We start from the raw sequence: 21,788 nt of genomic DNA on the forward strand, positions 1-21,788 counted from the left end.
GAAGTTTGAGAGTGAAGAGATAAAAAGCAACAAAAAAAGAGCCGGTGGCTCTTTTTCAATATCATCTTAATAACCAGGTTCAAAGATTTCAATTATTTGAGTCAGATAACCTGCATGTAAACCGATACGATAGTCAACATTTGGCAAAGTCTTAACCAACTCATTCAGTTCTTTATCTTTGCTAACCTTATCAGCCAAAACTGGTAATTCAACGACAAGGAGTTGCGAGTGATCTAGTTGGAGGTAACTACTGTTGACCTTGATGTCAGGACGAAGTAGTTTAAATATCGCTTTATCCGAAGCTTGGAGCAGTTGATATAAATCTAAGTCAGGTAAAGGAATCTCACCAAACTGAGGGCTTATATTAATGGAGATATCGACATGAGACGCTCTCATTTCCAAAATACGATTTGAAAGAAAACTTGCTATTATTGGATTGCTAAGCCTATCCAAGTGTTCTTGAGTCTCTGGATTACCAATACTAGCATTGTCCGTTTTATAAATTTCAAGTAGACTCGTAGCTTTTGCAGTATCTTCATTTTCCAAGGCAAGAGAAACGTCCTTGAGATTTTTTTTGAATAGGTCGAAGGATTTTTGCTTTTGTGTGATAATCTGGATAAAGGATTTGCTGTAGTTAGTCATAGTACCCAACAATTTATGACGTTCTTTGTTCAGCCTATCAATAGATTGTTGGTGGATAGCCTGGTTCCAATTGTAAAAATCCCATAGTAGTAGAGCAATGTATAGAACCAAGATAACAGACCTATTAGCATTGACTCTGAAAATTATTTCAAATAATTTTTTAGGATCATTAGTTGTCGTAAGGATACTGTTAAGACCATGGATAACAGTAAAGAAGACATAATAGACAGCTAGGAAGGCAGTGCTTCGCAACCAGTTACGTCTAGCCCAAACTTCGTCAAGACTACTCATCTGATTTAGGTCTATGGCGAAGATTTTAAGCGTTAGGAAAATGATTAATGGAGCTAAGATGTAGGTCAGGATATATAAGTTAGTATCGAGAGTAACATCACCTTTGATATGTAAGATGTGAGGGAGGATGACAAGTGAAAGTAGTCGTGTTGCCATATCAAAAAGGATAGTTGGATAAAAGGCGTATAGCAATCGATGATAGAAAGAACGCTCTTTTACAAGGGCCAAATCAGCAACAAGGAAGAAAAGAGGGTCTACAACGATTTTTACGAGATTAAAATAGGATGCTGCAGCTACATAGGACAAAAATAGCAGTAAGAGGTGTCCTCGTTGTGGCTTAACCTTAGACATAGTCTGGTAGAGGTACCAAATAGAAATGAAACTAACAGCCTGTAAGAGAGGATTGATAATATTAGTAATCATTGTAACCTCCTTTTGTCATGTCAATCTCGATTTGTAAGCGGTAAATACCAGCACGTGTATTAGAAACGATGTTAACGTTTGGATAAGTGGATAGGATCTTATTGACGCGTTTCAGTTCGGGATCAGAGAAATCAGAGGTAATAGCTGAATCTTCTTTAGTGCTTGAACTTTCAACGACAAAGTGTTGACTATCCTCGTCTTTAAAATAAGCATAGCTAAGGTATTTCTGTTCACTATCTTGTGCTTGGTCAATGACGTGATCCAAGATTGTTGATAGGACATATACCCAATCTAAAGGATAAATAGGATAAACGGTAATGGGTTCTGGAACCTCCATACTAACCCAAACATCCAATTCTTTTGCCTTTAGGAATTTAGCTTCAAAGAGGACTCGCAAATCAGGAAGTTTAATATTTTCAAGTTTATCTCGATAAAAATGATCAATCTTTTTATCGAGCGGATTCGGAGTCAGCAAGTAGTCAATTAACTCCTGAGCCTCCTCGTTTTGTTGGAAACGGATGATATCGTAGAGATTTTCAGCTTCGTCCTTGATAAAGAGCTCTTGGCTAGTTTTTTTCTGGTACCAAGTATTGATGTTCTGGCTTGATTTTTGAAGAAGCTGAGAATGTTCCTCTTGAGCTTCTTGTGTTTGCGCACTGAGGTCCTTTCTATAGAGATTAACCTGTCCAGATAGAATCAGAGCTGTAATAATAAGAAAAGCAACGGTAAAGTGAATGCTTGTCGAAAGGAGTTCGGAAGCAAAGTAAATAATGGCTAGAGCACAAAGAGCAACAGAGGTTGATTTGTACCAAGGTCTCGCTTTATCAATTTGCATCATTCGAGAGTAGTCCACTTGAAGAAGGGCACTTTGAGCAAACCATAGCAAAAAGGCAAGCAAAAGTATAAATGGACCAGCAAAATAATAATCTAGGACAGAAGGGAAAAAGATTGGAATAATCAGGAAAATGACCAGTCTCACCATTAAGGCAAAGGTGAAAGGTATAAAGAAAGTCTCCAAAATGGTATGTCTCAGATTTTTGAAGGATTTGTTAGCTAGAAGAAGTACAAGTCCAATAAAACCGGATTTTGGAAAGGAAATACCAAAATAACTAGAGGTAAAAATGGCTAAACCTGCTAAAATAAGAATCCAGTATCTTAAAGGCCTTTTCGTAGTTACCTTGAAGATAACAATTTGTAAAATAAAAGCTATACATGCCGTAAGCCCGTGAACGATGACGTCACTCAATATCAAATATTCTCCTATTCGGGTAAAATCTATACAATTATATCATAATGCGCTAAAAAAAAAGCATACGGATTGCCTATAAGTGATAAGGTTGTAAGGCTTTTCATTTTTCAAGCATATTTCTTGCTCATTAAGTTTTTTTAACCTATCCTAGATGTATAGAAAAATTTCGATAGAGGAGATCGATATGGTAAAACTTTCTAAAGAGACACATCTTGAGATGTTCACTAAAATGGAACGTATTCGTGAATTTGATTCACGTATTAATAAATTGGTTCGTCGTGGTTTTGTTCAAGGAATGACTCACTTTTCAGTTGGTGAGGAAGCAGCTAACGTTGGTGCTGTTCAACACTTGAGCTATGACGATATCTTCTTTTCAAATCACCGTGGTCACGGACAATCTATCGCCCAAGACATGGATTTGAATAAAATGATGGCAGAGCTTGCTGGTAAGGCAACAGGTGTTTCTAAGGGCCGTGGTGGTTCTATGCACTTGGCAGACTTTGAAAAAGGTAACTATGGTACTAATGGTATCGTTGGTGGTGGTTACGCTCTTGCCGTAGGTGCAGCCCTCACTCAGCAATACAAAGAAACAGGAAACATTGTTGTGGCATTCTCTGGAGATGGCGCAACCAACGAAGGTTCATTCCATGAGTCAGTCAATATGGCAGCTACTTGGAAATTACCTGTTATCTTCTTTATCATCAATAACCGTTATGGTATCTCAATGGATATCCATAAGGCTACAAATACACCTCACCTTTATACACGTGCGGAAGCTTATGGTATTCCTGGTTTCTACTGTGAAGATGGGAACGATGTTTTGGCTGTATATGAAACAATGGGCAAGGCTGTCGAGCATGTCCGTGGTGGCAACGGTCCTGCTATCGTTGAGGTAGAATCTTACCGCTGGTTTGGTCACTCAACTGCCGATGCGGGTGTTTACCGTACTAAGGAAGAAGTTGATGAGTGGAAGAACAATAACGACCCTATTATTAAATACCGTGACTATCTCGTTTCTGAAAATATCGCAAGCGCTGAAGAGTTAGATGCTATCCAAAGCCAAGTTAAGGCAGAGGTTGATGCAGCTTATGAGTTCGCCCAAAATAGCCCAGATCCAGAACTTTCAGTTGCCTTTGAAGATGTATGGGTAGACTAAAGAGAAAGGTTGAGGAATACAAGTATGAGTGAAACAAAAATGATGGCCTTGCGTGAGGCAGTAAACCTTGCTATGAGCGAGGAGATGCGTAAAGACGAAAACATCTTCCTTATGGGTGAAGATGTCGGTATCTATGGTGGTGACTTCGGTACATCAGTTGGGATGTTAGCAGAATTTGGTGAAAAACGTGTTAAAGATACACCAATTTCAGAGGCAGCTATCGCTGGTGCAGCTGTTGGATCTGCCATCACAGGTCTTCGTCCAATCGTTGACTTGACTTTCATGGACTTCATCACGATTGCCCTTGATGCTATCGTTAATAATGGTGCAAAAAACAACTACATGTTTGGTGGTGGTTTGAAGACTCCTGTAACTTTCCGTGTAGCTTCTGGTTCAGGGATTGGTTCTGCGGCACAGCACTCACAATCTCTTGAGTCATGGTTGACTCACATTCCAGGGATTAAAGTGGTTGCTCCAGGTAATGCTAACGACGCTAAAGGTCTTTTGAAATCTGCTATTCAGGACAATAACATTGTTATCTTCATGGAACCAAAAGCACTTTACGGTAAGAAAGAGGAAGTGACTCAAGATCCTGATTTCTACATTCCACTTGGAAAAGGTGAAATCAAGCGTGAAGGGACTGACCTTACTATTGTCACATATGGTCGTATGTTGGAACGTGTTCTTAAGGCTGCTGAAGAAGTGGCTGAACAAGGTATTAACGTTGAGGTCGTTGACCCACGTACGCTTATCCCACTTGATAAGGAATTGATTTTCGAGTCAGTTAAGAAGACCGGTAAACTGATGTTGGTCAATGATGCATATAAGACTGGTGGATTCATCGGTGAGATTGCTGCTATGGTTACTGAAAGTGAAGCATTTGATTACCTTGACCACCCAATTGTACGTTTGGCAAGTGAAGATGTGCCTGTACCTTATGCGCGTGTCTTGGAACAAGCGGTTCTTCCAGATGTTGAAAAGATTAAGGCTGCTATTATCAAGATGGCCAATAAAGGAAACTAACTTTCTAGCGACGGTTAAGTGATATGTCTCGCTAGTAAAATGTGTTTCTTAATTTAACTGTGAGAGTATCGGAAAATATAATTTAAAGTAGAAAGGAGGGGGCGTTAAAGCGTTTGAGTTGATTTGAACTCAAACGAAATGCTTCGGAATTTAGATAGTTTTATTTGTGTGCAAGCACACTAAATGTAAAACTCCTAAAACTCTGTCGCATTTTAGCGTTCTTAGTATCATAAAATATGGCTTTTGAGATTATTATGCCAAAGCTTGGTGTGGACATGCAGGAAGGCGAAATCATCGAGTGGAAGAAACAAGAGGGTGATGTGGTTAATGAGGGGGATATCCTTCTTGAAATCATGTCAGATAAAACGAACATGGAACTTGAAGCAGAAGATTCTGGTGTTCTATTGAAGATTACCCGTCAGGCTGGTGAAACTGTACCAGTTACTGAGGTTATTGGTTATATTGGAGCAGAGGGTGAAGTTGTGGCCGATAATGCTGCGAGCGCACCAGCTACAGAAGCTGCTCCGCAAGTTGAAGAAGTTGCTACTGTGGAAGCACCTGTAGTGGCAGCACAAGCCAAAGCCCCTGTCGTACACGAAGGTGGCAAAGTACGTGCAACACCTAAAGCACGTAAAGTAGCGCGTGAGTTGGGGATTGACCTCGCTCAAGTTTCAGGAACTGGAGCAAAAGGTCGTGTTCATGCTGATGACGTTGAGGACTTTAAGGGTGCTCAACCTAAGGCAACTCCGTTGGCACGTAAGATTGCAGCGGACCTTGGTATTGATTTAGCTAGCGTATCTGGAACAGGCTTTGGTGGTAAGATTACCAAGGAAGATGTCCTTGTAATCAGTGCCCCAGCCCAAGTTAAGGAAGCTGCAGCTGCACCTGTGGTTGAAGCTAAGCCAGAAAAAGTCTTGCCAGAAGGTGTGGAAGTTATTCCAATGTCTGCTATGCGTAAGGCTATTTCTAAGGGAATGACGCACTCTTACTTAACTGCGCCAACCTTTACCCTTAACTACGATGTGGACATGACTAACCTTATGGCTCTTCGTAAGCAAGTCCTTGATCCAATCATGAATAAGACTGGCATGAAGGTGACCTTCACTGATTTGATTGGTTTGGCAGTTGTGCGTACCCTTATGAAAGAGGAACACCGTTACCTCAATGCATCCTTGATTGATGATGCGCAAAATATCGAATTACACAAATTTGTTAATCTCGGTATTGCCGTTGGTCTCGATGATGGCTTGATTGTACCGGTCGTTCATGGTGCAGATAAGATGAGTTTGTCTGACTTTGTGGTGGCCTCTAAGGATGTCATCAAAAAAGCTCAGGCTGGTAAATTGAAAGCGGCAGAAATGTCAGGTTCTACTTTCTCTATCACTAACTTGGGAATGTTCGGAACCAAGTCATTCAATCCAATCATTAATCAACCAAACTCAGCCATTCTTGGTGTTTCAGCAACTATTCAGACACCGGTTGTTGTTGATGGTGAAGTTGTCGTACGTCCAATCATGGGTCTATGCTTGACTATTGACCACCGTATTGTAGATGGTATGAATGGTGCTAAATTCATGGTTGATTTAAAACATTTGATTGAAAATCCAATGGAATTGTTGATTTAAGTAAAAAAATATCTGAAAACTGAAGTTTTAAAATAGAAAGGAGAGGGCGTTAAAGCGTTTGAGTTGATTTGAACTCGAACGAAATGCTTCGGAATTTAGATAGTTTTACTTGTGTGCAAGCACACTAACGTAAAACTCCTAAAATTCTGTCGCATTTTAGCGTTCTTAGTATCATAAAATATGGCTTTTGAGATTATTATGCCTAAGCTCGGTGTGGACATGCAGGAAGGCGAAATCATCGAGTGGAAGAAACAAGAGGGTGATGTGGTTAATGAGGGAGATATCCTTCTTGAAATCATGTCAGATAAAACGAACATGGAACTTGAAGCAGAAGATTCTGGTGTTCTTTTGAAGATTACCCGTCAGGCTGGTGAAACAGTACCAGTTACTGAGGTTATTGGTTATATTGGAGCAGAGGGTGAAGTTGTGGCTGATAATGCAGCCAGTGCACCTGTTGCAGAAGCAACTGCTCAATTAGAATCTGCTGGTCTTGAAGTTCCTAAAGCTCCTGCCCCAGCTGCTCCTGCAGCTACTGCAGAAAAAGCACCGCTTGCTGACAATGAGTACGATATTATTGTTGTCGGTGGTGGTCCTGCTGGTTACTATTCTGCCATTCGTGGGGCACAACTTGGTGGTAAGGTTGCTATCATTGAAAAATCTGAATTTGGTGGAACATGTTTGAATAAAGGATGTATTCCAACTAAGACCTACCTTAAAAATGCAGAAATCCTTGATGGGCTTAAGATTGCTGCAGGTCGTGGTATCAACCTAGCGTCAACAAACTACACTATCGATATGGATAAGACTGTTGACTTTAAGAACTCTGTTGTTAAGACACTTACTGGTGGTGTTCAAGGTCTTTTGAAGGCTAACAAGGTTACTATTTTCAATGGTCTTGGTCAAGTTAACCCAGATAAGACAGTTACTATTGGTTCAGAAACAATCAAGGGACGTAATATTATCCTTGCGACTGGATCAAAAGTTTCACGTATCAATATTCCTGGAATTGAGTCACAACTTGTGATGACATCAGATGATATCCTTGACTTGCGTGAATTACCTAAATCACTTGCTGTTATGGGTGGTGGTGTCGTTGGTATCGAACTTGGTCTTGTTTATGCTTCATACGGTGTAGAAGTAACTGTTGTTGAGATGGCTGACCGCATTATTCCTGCTATGGATAAAGAAGTGTCACTTGAACTTCAAAAAATCCTTGCTAAGAAGGGCATGAAGATCATGACTTCTGTTGGTGTTTCTGAAATTGTTGAAGCCAACAACCAATTGACCCTTAAACTTAATAATGGTGAAGAGATTGTAGCTGATCGCGCCCTTCTTTCAATCGGTCGTGTTCCTCAGTTGGATGGTCTTGAAAATCTTAACCTTGAATTAGACCGTGGTCGTATCAAAGTGAACGCTTATCAAGAAACATCAATCCCTGGTATCTATGCACCGGGTGATGTAAACGGAACTAAAATGCTTGCTCACGCTGCTTACCGTATGGGTGAAGTTGCAGCTGAAAATGCTATGCGTGGCAATGTCCGTAAGGCTCACCTTGACTACACACCAGCTGCTGTATACACACACCCAGAAGTCGCAATGTGTGGTCTTACTGAAGAAGATGCACGCGCTAAATATGGTGATGTCCTCATTGGTAAATCAAGCTTTGCTGGTAATGGACGTGCTATTGCTTCAAACGAAGCTCAAGGTTTTGTTAAAGTCGTTGCAGATGCGAAGTACCATGAAATCCTTGGTGTTCATATCATTGGACCGGCTGCAGCTGAATTGATTAACGAAGCGTCAACAATTATGGAAAATGAATTGACTGTAGATGAGCTCTTGCAATCTATCCACGGTCACCCAACCTTCTCTGAAAACATGTACGAAGCCTTTGCTGACGTACTTGGAGAAGCAATCCATAACCCACCAAAGCGTAAATAATACGGATAAAATTCTCGGACAGATGTTCGAGGATTTTTGGCTCTTTGTCAACTGTAGTGGGTGACGAAAAGCTAACATCTAGAGAGGACCAGATAGGTCTTCTCTTTTTGTATATTCAGAGTGATGAAAACACGCTTTCTAAAGTTGATAAAATTTTTAAAACCGAAGCCCAGACGTTTAATATCTTTGATAAGCTTATTGGTCCCCTCCAATTTTGCATTTGAGTAATGTGTTTCTAGTGCATTTTTGATGTATTGTTTATGTTTACGAAAAGTCCTAAAGACTGTTTTGAAGTAATGATTGACCTTGCTTATATTCTCCTCTATGAGTTCAAAAAACTCATCCCCCCTCTTCTCCTGAAAGTGAAAAAGCAAAAGCTGATAGAGATTATAATAATTGGTGAGTTCTTCTGAGAAATTCAGTGTCTTCTCAACGACTTCATGTGGGCATAATGTTTGATGGAAGGTCTTTGAGTAAAAAGGGTTGAGAGATAACTTACGGCTGTCCTTTTGGAAGAGTCTCCAGTGATTTTTTAAAGCTCGATAAGGTAGCGACTTCTTATCAAACTGGTTCATAATCGCAATTCTTGTCTTTAAAAAGGCTCGACCAAGGTGCTGAATAATGTGAAATCGATCAAGAACGATTTTGGCGTTTGGAAAGAGCTTGCGAGCCAGTGGCATATAAGCTCCAGACATATCCATAGTGATAAACTGTACCTGTTGTCGGACTTTCAATGGATACTTCAAAAAGTAGTTTCGTATAGTAGTTTGGCAGCGATTATCAAGTATAGTTATGAGTTCGTTTGTCTCATAGTTCTGTGCCACAAAAGCCAATTCCCCTTTCTTGAAGCCAAACTCATCCCAGGACATAATAGCTGGGAGTTTGTCATAATGTTCCTTGAAAGTAAACTGGTCGAGTTTACGATAGACAGTGGACGTTGACACGCGAAGTCTTCTGGCAATATCCGTTAATGACACCTTCTCAGTTAGGAGTTGTGTAACCTTTTGTCGGACTAGATTGGAGATTTGGCAGTTTTTCTCAACGATAGATGTCTCAGCTACCGTGACTCGTCTACAACTTTTACACTGGAAACGACGTTTTTTCAGACGTAGTAGTGTTGGAGTTCCAGCTTGCTCAAGAAGAGGGATTTTAGAAGGCTTTTGAAAGTCGTACTTGATCATCTTTCTATGGCAATGAGGACATGATGGTGCAGGGGAATCGAGTTTTGCTTGAATCTCGATATGAGTATCAGTTTCAAAAACAAGTGAAATATTGATATTTTGGTCTTTAATTCCGATTAATTCTGTGGTATTCTTAATAAGTCTCATAAGTTCTTCCTAATGATGGTTTGGTTGCTTTTCATTATAGTTCTTATGGGACTTTTTGTCTGCATTCAAAAAGCTCTATAATCTCTACAGTAGTTTTACCCACTACAGAAATTATAGAGCCGGATTTTTCTTTTGTCGCAAATTTTCATCTTTAGATAAATCTCGTAAATTTCTTTGCATTTTTTGTGTTAAGTACGAATAGTTAGTTAAAGGGTTTTCAAATAAGATAAGTCGCTATTTTAGTAGCGTTTATAATTTTATAATATTTCTATTTTATTTAGAAAATTTTTAATAACGCCCTTTCCACGAGAGTTTTTCTGTGGTAAAATGGTTCAAGTATTACAAATGCAAAAGGAAAGTTAAATGCGAACAAAAGATTTTATCTACTATGCTAGTGCGGCTGTTCTCTTGGCTGTAACTACTCAGGTTGCTCAAGCAGACGAAGTGGCAACACAAACGCCTTCTATTACTGAAGGGAATCAGTATCAACCTGCGACAGCGGCTGAGATTTTTGGTGGTGAAGCAGCCTTACCTGTAACTCCTAGTTCAACGGTTTCAGCACCCGCAGCTTCGAGTGAAGTGGCAAAAGCTAGTGCTCCAGTGGTATCTACGTCTCCTGCTTCACAGAGTTCCGAGGCTGCAACGGCAACTGCATCAACATCTGTAGCTAACTCAACAACGATTGTTACGTCTACATCAGCAGTGACTTCAAACGCTAGCTCTGAGAGTGTGACCGCTTCTGCACATTCAACAGCTTCTGAAGCCCCTAACAGCGCTGTTGCCACACCTGCTAAATTAACGAATTCTACGGATGTTCCTTCGCCAACTCTTAAGGTGCAACCGAAGACTTTTATCGATGTCAGCACCCATAATGGTGAAATCAGTGTAGATGACTATCGTGCTCTTGCACGCCAAGGTGTTGGTGGTGTCGTTGTCAAGTTGACTGAGGATACTTGGTACAACAACCCTAAAGCACCATCACAAGTTCGCAATGCTCAAATTGCCGGTCTTCAAGTATCTACCTATCATTTTTCTCGATACACAACAGAGGAAGAAGCACGTGCCGAGGCTCGTTTCTACATTCAAGCTGCACAAAATCTTAACCTTCCAAAGAGCACTGTTATGGTTAACGATTTCGAAGACTCTAAGATGCTTCCAAATATCAACCGTAACACTCAAGCTTGGGTTAACGAAATGCGTAAGCATGGATACAACAACTTGATGTTCTACACAAGTGCCAGCTGGTTGGATGAGAATAATCTAGGCTACCGTGGACCTGTCTCAACCTCTCAATTTGGTATCGAAAATTTCTGGGTCGCACAGTACCCATCATCAACTCTTACAGCTACAAGCGCTAAAAACATGCGTTACAATGCTAAAACTGGTGCTTGGCAGTTTACAGCAACTGCTAATATCCTGCCAGGTAAACATGTCTTCGACCACAGCGTGGATTATACAGGACGTTTCACAGCTAATGCTAGTGCTGAGGTTGATGCAACTCAAGGCAATTTGAGTGGAACCATTTCTATTGTCAACAATAATCCAACTGTTGGTAGCTTTGATGTTGTCATCTCTAATGTCAAAGCACCAAATGGTGTTGAAACAGTCTCTGTCCCAATTTGGTCAGAAATTAATGGTCAAGATGACATTATCTGGTATACGGCTAACCGTCAAAATAATGGAACTTATACAGTAAACGTTAAGGCTTCAGCTCATAAAAACTCGACAGGGCTTTATAATATCCACCTTTATTATGTTCAAAAAGATGGTCAATTGACGGGTGTTGGTGGAACAACTACGCAAGTCTTCATTGGTAAGACACCTGAGCAGTTGAAACCTAAAGCAAGTTTTGCTATTGAAAACAATAATGCTAAGGCTGGAACTTTTGACGCCGTTATCACCAATATCTCAGCACCACTAGGTGTTAAAGAAGTTTTGGTGCCATCATGGAGTCTTGAAAATGGCCAAGACGACCTTATTTGGCATAAGGCGACTAAGCAAACTGATGGCAGCTACCGTGTAACCATTAAGGCAAGTGAGCATAAGGGCACTAAAGGAAATTACCGTGCCGATGCTTATATCGTGGATAACTCTAACAATCGCCATTATATTGCTGAAAAAGTAGTGGCTGTTGATTATGCTCGACCAAGTGGTGTCCTTACGATTGAAAACAACAATACCGCAGCAGGTACTTTTGATGCAGTTGTTCGTAACATTGTTGCTCCTACAGGTTTGAAAGAAGTTCTTGTTCCTTCATGGAGTTTAGCTGGTGGTCAAGACGACCTTATCTGGCATAAGGCAACTCGTCAAGCCGATGGTTCTTACCGAGTGACTATCAAAGCAACGGATCATAAGAATTCAACTGGTAAGTACCGTGCCGATGCCTACCTTGTAGATGACTCTAACAAACGTTTCTACCTTACTGAAAAAGTGGTAGAAGTTTCTCAAACTCGTCCTAGTGCAAGCCTCTTTATTGAAAATAATAATGCTGATTTAGGTACTTTTGACGCTGTTATCCGCAATATCGTAGCACCAAATGGGGTTAAGGAAGTTTTAGTTCCTTCATGGAGTCTCGTTAATGGACAGGATGATCTCGTTTGGCACAAGGCTAGTCGCCAATCTGATGGTAGCTACCGTGTCACTATTAAGGCTAGTGAGCATAAAAATTCACTAGGAAATTACCGTGCTGACGTTTACATCGTAGATAATGCCAACCAACGTCATTATGTCACTGAAACCATTGTAGACGTAAAACATAATAAGCCAGTCGGTACTATTTCAGTTGTTAATAACAATAATGATACTGGTACTTTTGATGTCATTATCAGTGATGTCTATGGTTCTAAAGGTGTTCGTACTGTTCAAGTACCTATTTGGTCTGAAAAAGATGGTCAAGATGACATTCGTTGGTATGAAGCCACACGTCAAGCTAATGGCACTTATACGGTAAATGTTCAAGCTACTAACCACAAAAATTCAACAGGTTTGTACAATATTCATTTGTACTACATTTTAAATGATGGGTCACAAGTTGGTGTAGGAGGGACAACGACAACAGTTGAATTCCGTAATGCTAAGACTAAAACGCAAACCTATATCACTAATGTTAATTCAGAAGCAGGTAGTTTTACAGTTGTAGTTGATCAAGCGCCACAAGGACGTCAGATTAAGAATATTCGTGTAGCTGTATGGTCAGAAAGTAACCAAGGAAACCTTTCTTGGTACAATACAGCACCTACTGGAACACATACTGAAATCAATGTATCGACTGTTAATCATAAGAATCTCATCGGTAACTATACGACTCACGTTTATGTAGATTATGTAGACAATACTGTAGACGGATTTAACCTTGGTGAGACAGCTCTTGCTCCACGTAATCGTCGTGTTGAACCTCAGACGACTTATTATTCTCAACGTGACCCTCGTTGGGCTTCTAAGTGGTATGGTGTCAGCAATATGGATCAATCTGGCTGTGTTCCAACATCACTTGCCATGACTTTTACAGATATCTTGGGAACTGTCATTGCACCAACGACAGTTGCGGATTATTTGTACTACAATACAAATTCATTTAACAAAACATCAGTCGCTGGTACTGATGCAGATGGTATTGTATTAGCAAGTAAAAATTGGGGTCTGAAGAGCAACGTACTTTCAAGTATTGCTAACATTGCCTCAGCTTTGATGTCAGGGCAACACGTTTTGGCGGCAGTAGGAGCAAGTCAATTTATCAATTATCCTTACACGCATGAAATCGTACTTCATGGCTATGATAATGGTAAAACATATGTTCGTGATCCATTTAACGCCAATAACAATGGATGGTATTCATTGGATTACATTCATGGTGTTCAGAGTAGAGATTCAATGGATACTAAGCTTGGTGCACCATTCTTCTCTGTCTTTGCTTAATCTATCAATCAAAGGTCTTTAGAAGGAAACTTCTAAGGGCTTTTTTAGTGTTGATTTTTGATAGTTATCTTGTTATTTACCTATTTTCAGAATATTATATACAGGGTTGAAATCTTATATTTATAGGTTTTTACGTTATTGTTTTGGATTTTGTTAGTACTATTAGCATAGAAATTACTTAAAATTTTATCATTTTTGTAGTTTTTTTAGAGAATTATCACTTTTCCTCTATTCGTAAGATATTTTCTATGGTAAAATGGGTGACGTATTAAAAAGTGTCAAAGGAAAGTTAAATGCGAACAAAAGATTTTATCTACTATGCTAGTGCAGCTGTCCTCATGGCGGTGACCACTCAGGTGGCCAGTGCGGATGAGGTAGCCACTCAAATGCCTACAGTTACTGAAGGGAACCAGTATCAACCTGCGACTGCAGCAGATATTTTTGGTGGTGGAGCAGTTCTTGCGCAAGAGTCACCATCAGCAACACCAAGTTCAACCGTGGCGGTAGCTACTATTGCTACAAGTGAAGTAACAAACTCAAATACTCCACAAGTCAGTCAAGCAAGCTCAACAACGGTTTTAGCATCTGAATCAAGAGGAGTTGCATCTGAATCTGTAGTTCAGCCGAACACGGTAGCGAGTTCTGAAAATGCTAGGGTATCGACTGCTTCTGAGGTTTCAAGCGAGGTTGTAGCTGGACCTACTAAATTGACTCATGCTTCAGGTTCATCTAATGATACTGATGTTTTAAAACCGAAGGCTAGCTTCTCAATTGAGAACAACAACAAGGTAACTGGTACATTTGATGCAGTGGTTCGAGATATTGTTGCACCATTGGGTGTTAAAGAGGTTCTTATCCCATCTTGGAGTCTAGTTGGTGGACAAGATGATTTGATTTGGCATAAGGCAGCTAAGCAAATGGATGGCTCTTATCGTGTAACGATTAAGGCGGTTGATCACAAGGGCGAAGCTGGGAATTACCGTGCGGATGCCTATGTTGTTGACCGAACAAATAAGAGACATTATATTTCTGAGAAAGTAGTCTCTGTAACTTACTCTCGTCCAAGCGCAACCCTAACTATTGAAAATAATAATGCAGCTACAGGCACTTTTGATGCTGTGGTGAAAAACATCATAGCTCCTACAGGTCTGAAAGAAATCTTAGTACCGTCATGGAGTCTAGTTGGTGGACAAGATGATTTGATTTGGCATAAGGCTACGAAACAAGCGGATGGTTCTTACCGTGCTACCATTAAGGCAAGTGACCACAAAAATTCAACCGGTAAATACCGTGCCGATGCTTATATTGTAGATAATTTTAACAAGCGTTTCTACTTGACTGAAAAAGTGGTGGAAGTTAGCCAATCGCGTCCAAGTGCCAGCCTAACGATTGAAAATAACAATGCTACGACAGGAACTTTTGACGCAGTGGTTCGCAATATTGTTTCGCCTAATGGTCTTAAAGAGATTATGATACCTTCATGGAGTCTTGTTAATGGACAGGACGATTTAGTTTGGCATAAGGCAAGTAAGCAAGCAGATGGCAGCTATCGTGTGACGATTAAGGCTTCAGAACACAAACATTCAACTGGTAAATACAGAGCGGATGCTTATCTCATAGATAATACTGGTAACCGCCAGTATTTGACTGAGACTGTGCTTGAGGTTAATGAAACTAAGCCAAGTGGTGGTATTTCTATCTTAAATAACAATGGTGCTGGAACTTTTGATGTGGTCATCAGCGATGTCTATAGCCCTAAAGGTGTGCGTACGGTTCAGGTACCTATCTGGTCTGAGACTGATGGTCAAGATGATATTCGTTGGTATGAAGCCACACGTCAAACAGATGGCAATTACAAGGTTACTGTTCAAGTAGCCAACCACAAAAACGTAACTGGTCTTTACAATGTTCATCTTTACTATATCCAAAACGATGGCTCACAAATCGGTGTGGGGGGAACACAAACAAAAGTTACTTTGTCAGATCCCAAAGCTGACCTTGCTATCACTGGTCTCAACAAAGCTACTGGTAGCTATGATCTTGTTATCTCAAACTTGATTGCGCCACGAGGTTTCAAAGAAGTTCTAGTTCCAACCTGGTCAGAAAAGAACGGTCAAGATGATATCATCTGGTACAAGGCAGCCAAGCAAGCTAATGGAGATTATAAGGTAACCGTTCGCTCAAGCAATCATAAGGGAGATAGTGGTCTTTATAATTCACATGTCTATTTGGTTGACAATGATGGTAAATTCATTGGCTTAGGTGGCAAACAAGTGACACTTGATATCACTAAAACTCAAGGAACATTGACTATTACCAATAATGATAAAAATCGTGGAACTTTTGACGTTCTTATCACTAATCTGACGAATCCAAGCGGTATTTCAGGTGTGGTAATACCTGTTTGGTCTGAGCAAAATGGTCAGGATGATCTTGTTTGGCATAATGCCACAAAACAGGATGATGGTTCCTACAAGGTGACTATTTCAGCCAGTCAGCACAAATGGAATTCAGGCAAGTATATCGTTCATGGCTATATTGTTGATGCTTCTGGTAAGAATATTGGCTTTGGCGCTACCTCTGCCGATGTGGTAGCACCTAAGAAAATCGGTTCGGCATCAAGAGGAAACTACGATGTTTTAAATAAGGTTGTCTATCTAGATGCTGGCCATGGTGGCTATGATCCAGGAGCTTCGTACTTTGGTATTTCTGAAAAGAGCTTGACTTTGGCAATCCAAAGCCGTGTGAAAGCTAAACTAGAATCAGAAGGTTATCAAGTTGTGACCATACGTACCAGCGATACCTATGTTGATTTGACGGATCGCTCTCGTGCAGCTAATGCCTCTGAATCAGATATCTTCGTAAGTATCCACATCAATGCTTCAGGCAGTTCAGCAGCACAGGGAATCGAAACTTATTATTACCAACCTTATGCAGAATACCCATCACGCATTAATGCGACCTACCATGCTAATCCGACTCGTTTGAGTATGAGTGACACTTTGGCCAATGCCATCCAGTCCAGCCTTATTAATGCGACTGGCGCTCAGAATCAGGGTGTGAAACGTCAAACCTTTGCAGTCTTGCGTGAAACGACAGCGCCAGCAGTTCTCCTTGAACTTGGCTTCTTGTCAAATCCTCAAGAAGCAGCCCGTTTGAATACCTCTGCTTATCAAGAGACTTTAGCTAACGCAATTGTGGCAGGGATTAAGCGTTATTATTCTGTTTATAACTAATAGATTGAGAGAATTTTATAGTTCTCTCTTTTTTTATTTTAAAGGAGCGAAAACGCTTGCATAAATCTAATCTAAATGGTATATTAAAAAACATGAAAACGTTAACCAAAAGGAGTTAGTATGAAAAGAAATACTCAAACTAATGACGAAAAAGTCCTTCGTTATAGTCTTCGCAAGTACAAGTTAGGGTTGGCTTCTGTAACCATTGGAGCTGTTTTTTTGAGCTTTGCTGCTACTCATGGAGTCAAGGCAGAAGAAGTAGTGTCAACACCTGCCTCAAGTACACAGGTAGAATCAGCTGATTCTAGTCTTACCACCAGTGGTCTAGTAACTGAAACGCCAACAGCTCCTCTAACAGCCGAGAATGCCACAGTGTCCAAGGAAAATGAGCCAGTTTCTCTTTCAGAAGAAAATACTAGCCGTACCGAGCCTACCAATCTAACTGAAACTAGCGAAAACACGCCAAAAACAGTAAGTACTAATAATAGTCAAGCTCTCACTAATACATCTGAGGAACCTATTGCTGAGGGGACTATTCGCTTGCATTTCCAAGAGTTGCCAAGTCAGGATAAGGCATCACTTGGGCTTTGGACTTGGGATGATGTGGAGACGCCATCATCTCAGAAAGGTGCTTGGCCAACAGGAGCAACCTCATTTGCAGAAGCCAAACAGGATAATTATGGTGTTTACTTGGATGTAAAGCTGTCTTCAACACCTAAAAAGCTTAGTTTCTTGATTAATAATGCCGCTGGAACGAACCTTTCAGGGGATAAAGCAGTCGAAATTCTTAGCCCTCAAATGAATGAGGCTTGGATTGACAAAGATTTTCAAGTTTACAGTTATCAACCTATCCCTCAAGATCACGTTCGTATCAATTATTTCCGTACGGATGGCGACTATAGTAATAAGTCTGTCTGGTATTGGGGTGATGTTAAGGATGCTCCAAGTAATTGGCCTGATGGTGTCAATTTCCAACCAAATGGTAAATATGGTGCCTATTTAGACATTCCGCTAACCGAGGCTGCTAAATCTATCGGATTTTTACTCTTAGATGAGAGCAAAACAGGAGATGATGTGAAAATTCAACCAAATGATTATAAATTTAGTGACTTGAAAAAAACTCGTCAGCTTTTCGTACGAGATACTGATACGACAGTCTACACCAACCCTTATTTTGTTAAGGATGTGCGTTTGACTGGAGCTCAGCAGCTTAGTCCAAGCCAAATCGAACTTAGCTTCACCAATTTAGAAGATGTTTCATCTGAGGATATTCTCAAAGACCTAAAGGTGACAGACAAGGATGGTAACAGTGCAACTCTTAAACAGCTTGAGTTGGATGCTAAACTCAAAAAAGCTACATTAACAGGTGATTTTGCTGCGGAAAATCTGCCTTACAAGGTCACTTTGGGCAATGATAGTTTTAAAACGTCTGAGAGTTGGCAATTGAAGGATGCGCTCTACAGTTACGATGGTGAATTGGGTGCCCGTCTTCAAGAGAATGGTACTAAGGCACATGTGACACTTTGGTCACCAAGTGCAGATCAAGTAGATATCATTGTCTATGATAAGAATAATCAAGACATGGTTCTTGCTGAACATGCCCTAAGCAAAGGACCTCGAGGTACTTGGCAAGCTGACTTGCTTGCGACTGATCTTGGTTTGGAAAACTTAACAGGTTATTTCTATCAATATCGCATTAAACGTGGTGATCAGTCTGTAATCGTTTTGGATCCTTATGCTAAGTCTTTGGCTGCTTGGAATAGTGACGATGCCAGCAAGGGACCTGAACACAAGATTGCCAAGGCTGCCTTTGTAGATCCTGCTAATTATGGACCAAAAGATCTTGACTACGCTAAGATTCCAAACTTTAAATCTCGAGAAGATGCCATCATTTATGAGGCTCATGTCCGAGATTTCACCTCTGATAAGGCTATCTCAGCTGAATTGAAACACCAGTTTGGGACTTTTGCAGCCTTTGCAGAGCGTTTGGATTATCTTAAAGATCTCGGTGTTACCCATATTCAGCTTTTACCAGTATTAAGCTACTATTTCGTCAATGAAATGCAAAATGGGAAGCGTTTGGATGCCTATGCATCAAGTGATAGTAACTACAACTGGGGCTATGATCCACAAAACTATTTCTCTTTGACGGGTATGTATTCTGAAAACCCAAATGAACCAGCTAAACGTATCGAAGAATTCAAGAATTTAGTTGCTGCTATTCATGCCCACGGTATGGGCGTTATCTTGGATGTAGTCTATAATCATACAGCCAAGACAGCTATTTTTGAAGACCTTGAGCCAAATTATTATCACTTTATGGATGCTGATGGTACTCCTCGTTCGAGTTTTGGAGGGGGTCGTCTAGGCACGACTCACTATATGAGTCGTCGTGTCTTGGTTGATTCGATTGCTTATCTTACTAAGGAATACAAGGTGGATGGTTTCCGTTTTGATATGATGGGTGACCATGATGCTGAAAGTATCGAGCAAGCTTACCATGCTGCAAGTGCCCTTAATCCAAACCTTATTATGCTTGGTGAGGGCTGGGTGACTTATACTGGCGATGAAAATAGCCCTGTTCAGCCTGCCGATCAGTCTTGGATGAAAGACACAGATACCGTAGCTGTATTTTCAGACGATATTCGAAACACCCTCAAATCAGGTTATCCAAACGAGGGGACACCTGCCTTTATCACAGGTGGCAAACGTGATATTAATAAGGTCTTTGACAATATCAAGGCACAGCCAACTAACTTCGAGGCTGATTCTCCAGGTGATGTGATTCAATATATTGCTGCTCACGATAATTTGACCCTTTTTGATATCATCGCCCAATCAATCAAGAAAGATCCAAGCAAGCCTGAGAATAATGCTGAAATTCATCGTCGCTTGCGTCTAGGAAACCTTATGGTCTTGACAGCTCAGGGAACACCATTTATTCACTCTGGTCAGGAATACGGCCGCACCAAACAGTTCCGTGATCCTGCCTACCGTTATCCTGTGTCTGAGGACAAGGTGCCGAATAAGTCACATCTCTTAGTGGATGAAAAGGGCAATCCATTTGACTATCCTTACTTTATCCATGATTCTTATGATTCTAGTGATGCGGTTAACCATTTTGACTGGACTAAGGCGACTAATAGTCAGGCGTTCCCAGAAAATACGAAAACGCGTGCCTTTACCAAAGGGTTAATTGCCTTACGTAAGTCTACGGATGCCTTCAATTTCAAATCTAAAGCAGATGTGGATGCTCGTGTGACACTATTGACAGTTCCTGGTCAGGATAATGTTGCTCAAGAAGATTTGGTATTAGGATACCAAACTGTTGCTTCCAATGGGGATCGTTACCTTGTCTATGTCAATGCTGATAGCAAGGCTCGTCAGTTTGATTTGAGCAAGCTTACAAATGGTCTATCCTATATGGTTTTAGCAGATGGTAACCAAGTTAATCTATCTGGAATTAGTGAGCTATCAGGTGTTGCAATCAACAATCACATCTTGACCTTGGACCCACTAACAGCGACTATTATTCGTTTGACTAATGCTCAGACACCAACTGAGGAAGTAGCTAAGCCTTCTGAGAAGACTGCGTCATTTGGTGGAAAAGAGACTGAGGTAACTAAAACAAGAGTCCAGACCTCAAGTCAAGAGGACCTTGTCGGAGATGCTGAGCTTGTTAACCATGGCAATGGTCAGGCTAAGACTGAAGCTAGTCGTCGAACTGATAAGCAACTGCCATCCACTGGTGAAAAGACAAATCGTGGACTCTTTGTAACAGGTCTCTTAAGCATTCTAAGTCTAGGATTCCTTCGAAAACGTCGAACAAAATAATTAGTAACAACAGGTTATTTCCTGTTGTTTTTCTTTTATTTAGAATCATTCTTATCTGCTCTTTAGAATAGTTCTTAAATAGCCTAAAACCGTTGACAGTGCTGGTTTCTTCTGTTAGTTTAGAATATGTTCTCTTACATATGAGAGACCATTATTGACTTATCATCGTTCGTTTTTCATATCGAAATAACAAACGATTCACATATATAACGACAAATGTCGAACACTATCTTGAAAATAGGAGACATTCATGAAAAAACTTAACAAACTTGGTGTTGTTCTTTTGGCATCAGGGCTTTTATTGACGGCTTGTGCCAAATCTGATAATTCAAGTCATTCTAGCTCATCTAGCTCAAAACTCACAGCTAGTGAGCAAAAACAATTGAAGCAGGCTACAAGTGATTACAAGACTTTCGTTGAAGGCGAAATCGATCAGCTTTTGAAAGATACTGAAGGATTCAGTGAAACCCTCAAGTCAGGAAATCTTGAAGAAGCCAAGAAACAATACCCATTGGTTCGTATGGCTTACGAACGTTCAGAACCAATTGCCGAAAGCTTCGGTGAGTCTGATGTGAAAATCGACTACCGTTTGGTTGATTACATGGACGAAAATAAATCAGAAGATGGCTGGTCAGGTTTCCACCGTATTGAACGCATCATGTGGCAAGACAACACGACCGATGGTACAGCTGCCTATGCAGATCAATTGGTCAACGATATCAAGGAGCTCAAGGCTAAAATTGCAACTGTTAAAGTCACTCCAGATATCATGCTGACTGGAGCTGTAGACCTTCTTAACGAAGTGGCTACTCAAAAGATTACAGGTGAAGAAGAAGTCTTTTCACACACTGATCTTTACGACTTCCGTGCTAATATTGAAGGGGCAGAGAAAATCTTCGAACTCTTTAAGCCGTTGATCCAAAAGAAAGATGCTAAGCTTGTTAAGACTTTGGAAGCAGAATTCAAGAATGTCAATGGTCTTTTAGACAAACACATGACTGATGAGAAAAACTATAAGTCTTATACAGATTTGAGTGAGGCAGATACTAAGGAATTGGCCGAAGCTGTAACTAAACTTGGTGAACCATTATCACAAATGGGTGTTATCCTAGATGGGAAATAAGAAAA

Annotated in this window: 10 protein-coding genes and 1 pseudogene; 8 read left to right on the plus strand and 3 right to left on the minus strand. The window is 40.5% G+C overall.

What is annotated here, in order from left to right:
* Window positions 1–66 precede the first annotated feature (66 nt).
* Window positions 67–1,356 carry a hypothetical protein gene (locus NYE32_RS04955; RefSeq protein WP_339157112.1) on the minus strand — a complete coding sequence of 430 codons (1,290 nt, stop codon included), beginning with the start codon at window positions 1,354–1,356 and terminating at the stop codon, window positions 67–69.
* Window positions 1,346–2,602: a hypothetical protein gene (locus NYE32_RS04960; RefSeq protein WP_156685368.1), complete on the minus strand. Its 1,257-nt coding sequence runs from the start codon at window positions 2,600–2,602 to the stop codon at window positions 1,346–1,348. The genes NYE32_RS04955 and NYE32_RS04960 overlap by 11 nt, the downstream gene beginning before the upstream one ends.
* A 187-nt stretch (window positions 2,603–2,789) precedes the next feature.
* Here NYE32_RS04960 and NYE32_RS04965 point away from each other — a divergent pair, with 187 nt between their 5' ends.
* From NYE32_RS04965 to lpdA, 4 genes are all read left to right on the plus strand, one after another.
* On the plus strand, window positions 2,790–3,761 hold the full coding sequence (locus NYE32_RS04965) for a thiamine pyrophosphate-dependent dehydrogenase E1 component subunit alpha (protein ID WP_021144192.1): 972 nt from the start codon (window positions 2,790–2,792) through the stop codon (window positions 3,759–3,761).
* A gap of 24 nt (window positions 3,762–3,785) precedes the next feature.
* The gene (locus NYE32_RS04970; RefSeq protein WP_155198491.1) at window positions 3,786–4,784 is read left to right on the plus strand and encodes an alpha-ketoacid dehydrogenase subunit beta; all 999 of its coding nucleotides are present in this window, start codon (window positions 3,786–3,788) and stop codon (window positions 4,782–4,784) included.
* Window positions 4,785–5,020: 236 nt separating this feature from the next.
* Entirely contained in the window at window positions 5,021–6,409 is a 1,389-nt protein-coding gene (locus NYE32_RS04975; protein ID WP_110981385.1) for a dihydrolipoamide acetyltransferase, read from the plus strand.
* Window positions 6,410–6,589: 180 nt separating this feature from the next.
* The gene (gene lpdA / locus NYE32_RS04980; RefSeq protein ID WP_156685367.1) at window positions 6,590–8,347 is read left to right on the plus strand and encodes a dihydrolipoyl dehydrogenase; all 1,758 of its coding nucleotides are present in this window, start codon (window positions 6,590–6,592) and stop codon (window positions 8,345–8,347) included.
* A 78-nt stretch (window positions 8,348–8,425) separates the two neighbouring features.
* Here lpdA and NYE32_RS04985 read toward each other — a convergent pair.
* Window positions 8,426–9,675 (minus strand): annotated as a pseudogene (locus NYE32_RS04985) (ISL3 family transposase).
* A gap of 363 nt (window positions 9,676–10,038) precedes the next feature.
* On the opposite strand from NYE32_RS04985, the gene NYE32_RS04990 reads away from it, so the two are divergent.
* From NYE32_RS04990 to efeO, 4 genes are all read left to right on the plus strand, one after another.
* The gene (locus NYE32_RS04990) at window positions 10,039–13,590 is read left to right on the plus strand and encodes a GBS Bsp-like repeat-containing protein (RefSeq protein WP_156685057.1); all 3,552 of its coding nucleotides are present in this window, start codon (window positions 10,039–10,041) and stop codon (window positions 13,588–13,590) included.
* A gap of 293 nt (window positions 13,591–13,883) precedes the next feature.
* The gene (locus NYE32_RS04995) at window positions 13,884–16,826 is read left to right on the plus strand and encodes a GBS Bsp-like repeat-containing protein (protein WP_339157113.1); all 2,943 of its coding nucleotides are present in this window, start codon (window positions 13,884–13,886) and stop codon (window positions 16,824–16,826) included.
* Window positions 16,827–16,946: 120 nt separating this feature from the next.
* The gene (locus tag NYE32_RS05000; RefSeq protein ID WP_339157114.1) at window positions 16,947–20,660 is read left to right on the plus strand and encodes a pullulanase; all 3,714 of its coding nucleotides are present in this window, start codon (window positions 16,947–16,949) and stop codon (window positions 20,658–20,660) included.
* Window positions 20,661–20,910: 250 nt separating this feature from the next.
* Window positions 20,911–21,783, plus strand: coding sequence for an iron uptake system protein EfeO (gene efeO / locus NYE32_RS05005; protein ID WP_080610509.1), 873 nt, complete (start codon window positions 20,911–20,913; stop codon window positions 21,781–21,783).
* The last annotated feature ends 5 nt before the right edge of the window (window positions 21,784–21,788 follow it).

This window comes from Streptococcus sp. FSL R7-0248, from assembly GCF_037967965.1.
In the GTDB taxonomy this organism is placed as follows: Bacteria; Bacillota; Bacilli; order Lactobacillales; family Streptococcaceae; genus Streptococcus.

Coding starts and splice junctions, on each gene's coding strand:
- NYE32_RS04955 (WP_339157112.1), bottom strand. CDS start 1,356: ATGATTACTAATATTATCAATCCTCTCTTACAGGCTGTTAGTTTCATT.
- NYE32_RS04965 (WP_021144192.1), top strand. CDS start 2,790: ATGGTAAAACTTTCTAAAGAGACACATCTTGAGATGTTCACTAAAATG.
- NYE32_RS04970 (WP_155198491.1), top strand. CDS start 3,786: ATGAGTGAAACAAAAATGATGGCCTTGCGTGAGGCAGTAAACCTTGCT.
- NYE32_RS04975 (WP_110981385.1), top strand. CDS start 5,021: ATGGCTTTTGAGATTATTATGCCAAAGCTTGGTGTGGACATGCAGGAA.
- lpdA (WP_156685367.1), top strand. CDS start 6,590: ATGGCTTTTGAGATTATTATGCCTAAGCTCGGTGTGGACATGCAGGAA.
- NYE32_RS04990 (WP_156685057.1), top strand. CDS start 10,039: ATGCGAACAAAAGATTTTATCTACTATGCTAGTGCGGCTGTTCTCTTG.
- NYE32_RS04995 (WP_339157113.1), top strand. CDS start 13,884: ATGCGAACAAAAGATTTTATCTACTATGCTAGTGCAGCTGTCCTCATG.
- NYE32_RS05000 (WP_339157114.1), top strand. CDS start 16,947: ATGAAAAGAAATACTCAAACTAATGACGAAAAAGTCCTTCGTTATAGT.
- efeO (WP_080610509.1), top strand. CDS start 20,911: ATGAAAAAACTTAACAAACTTGGTGTTGTTCTTTTGGCATCAGGGCTT.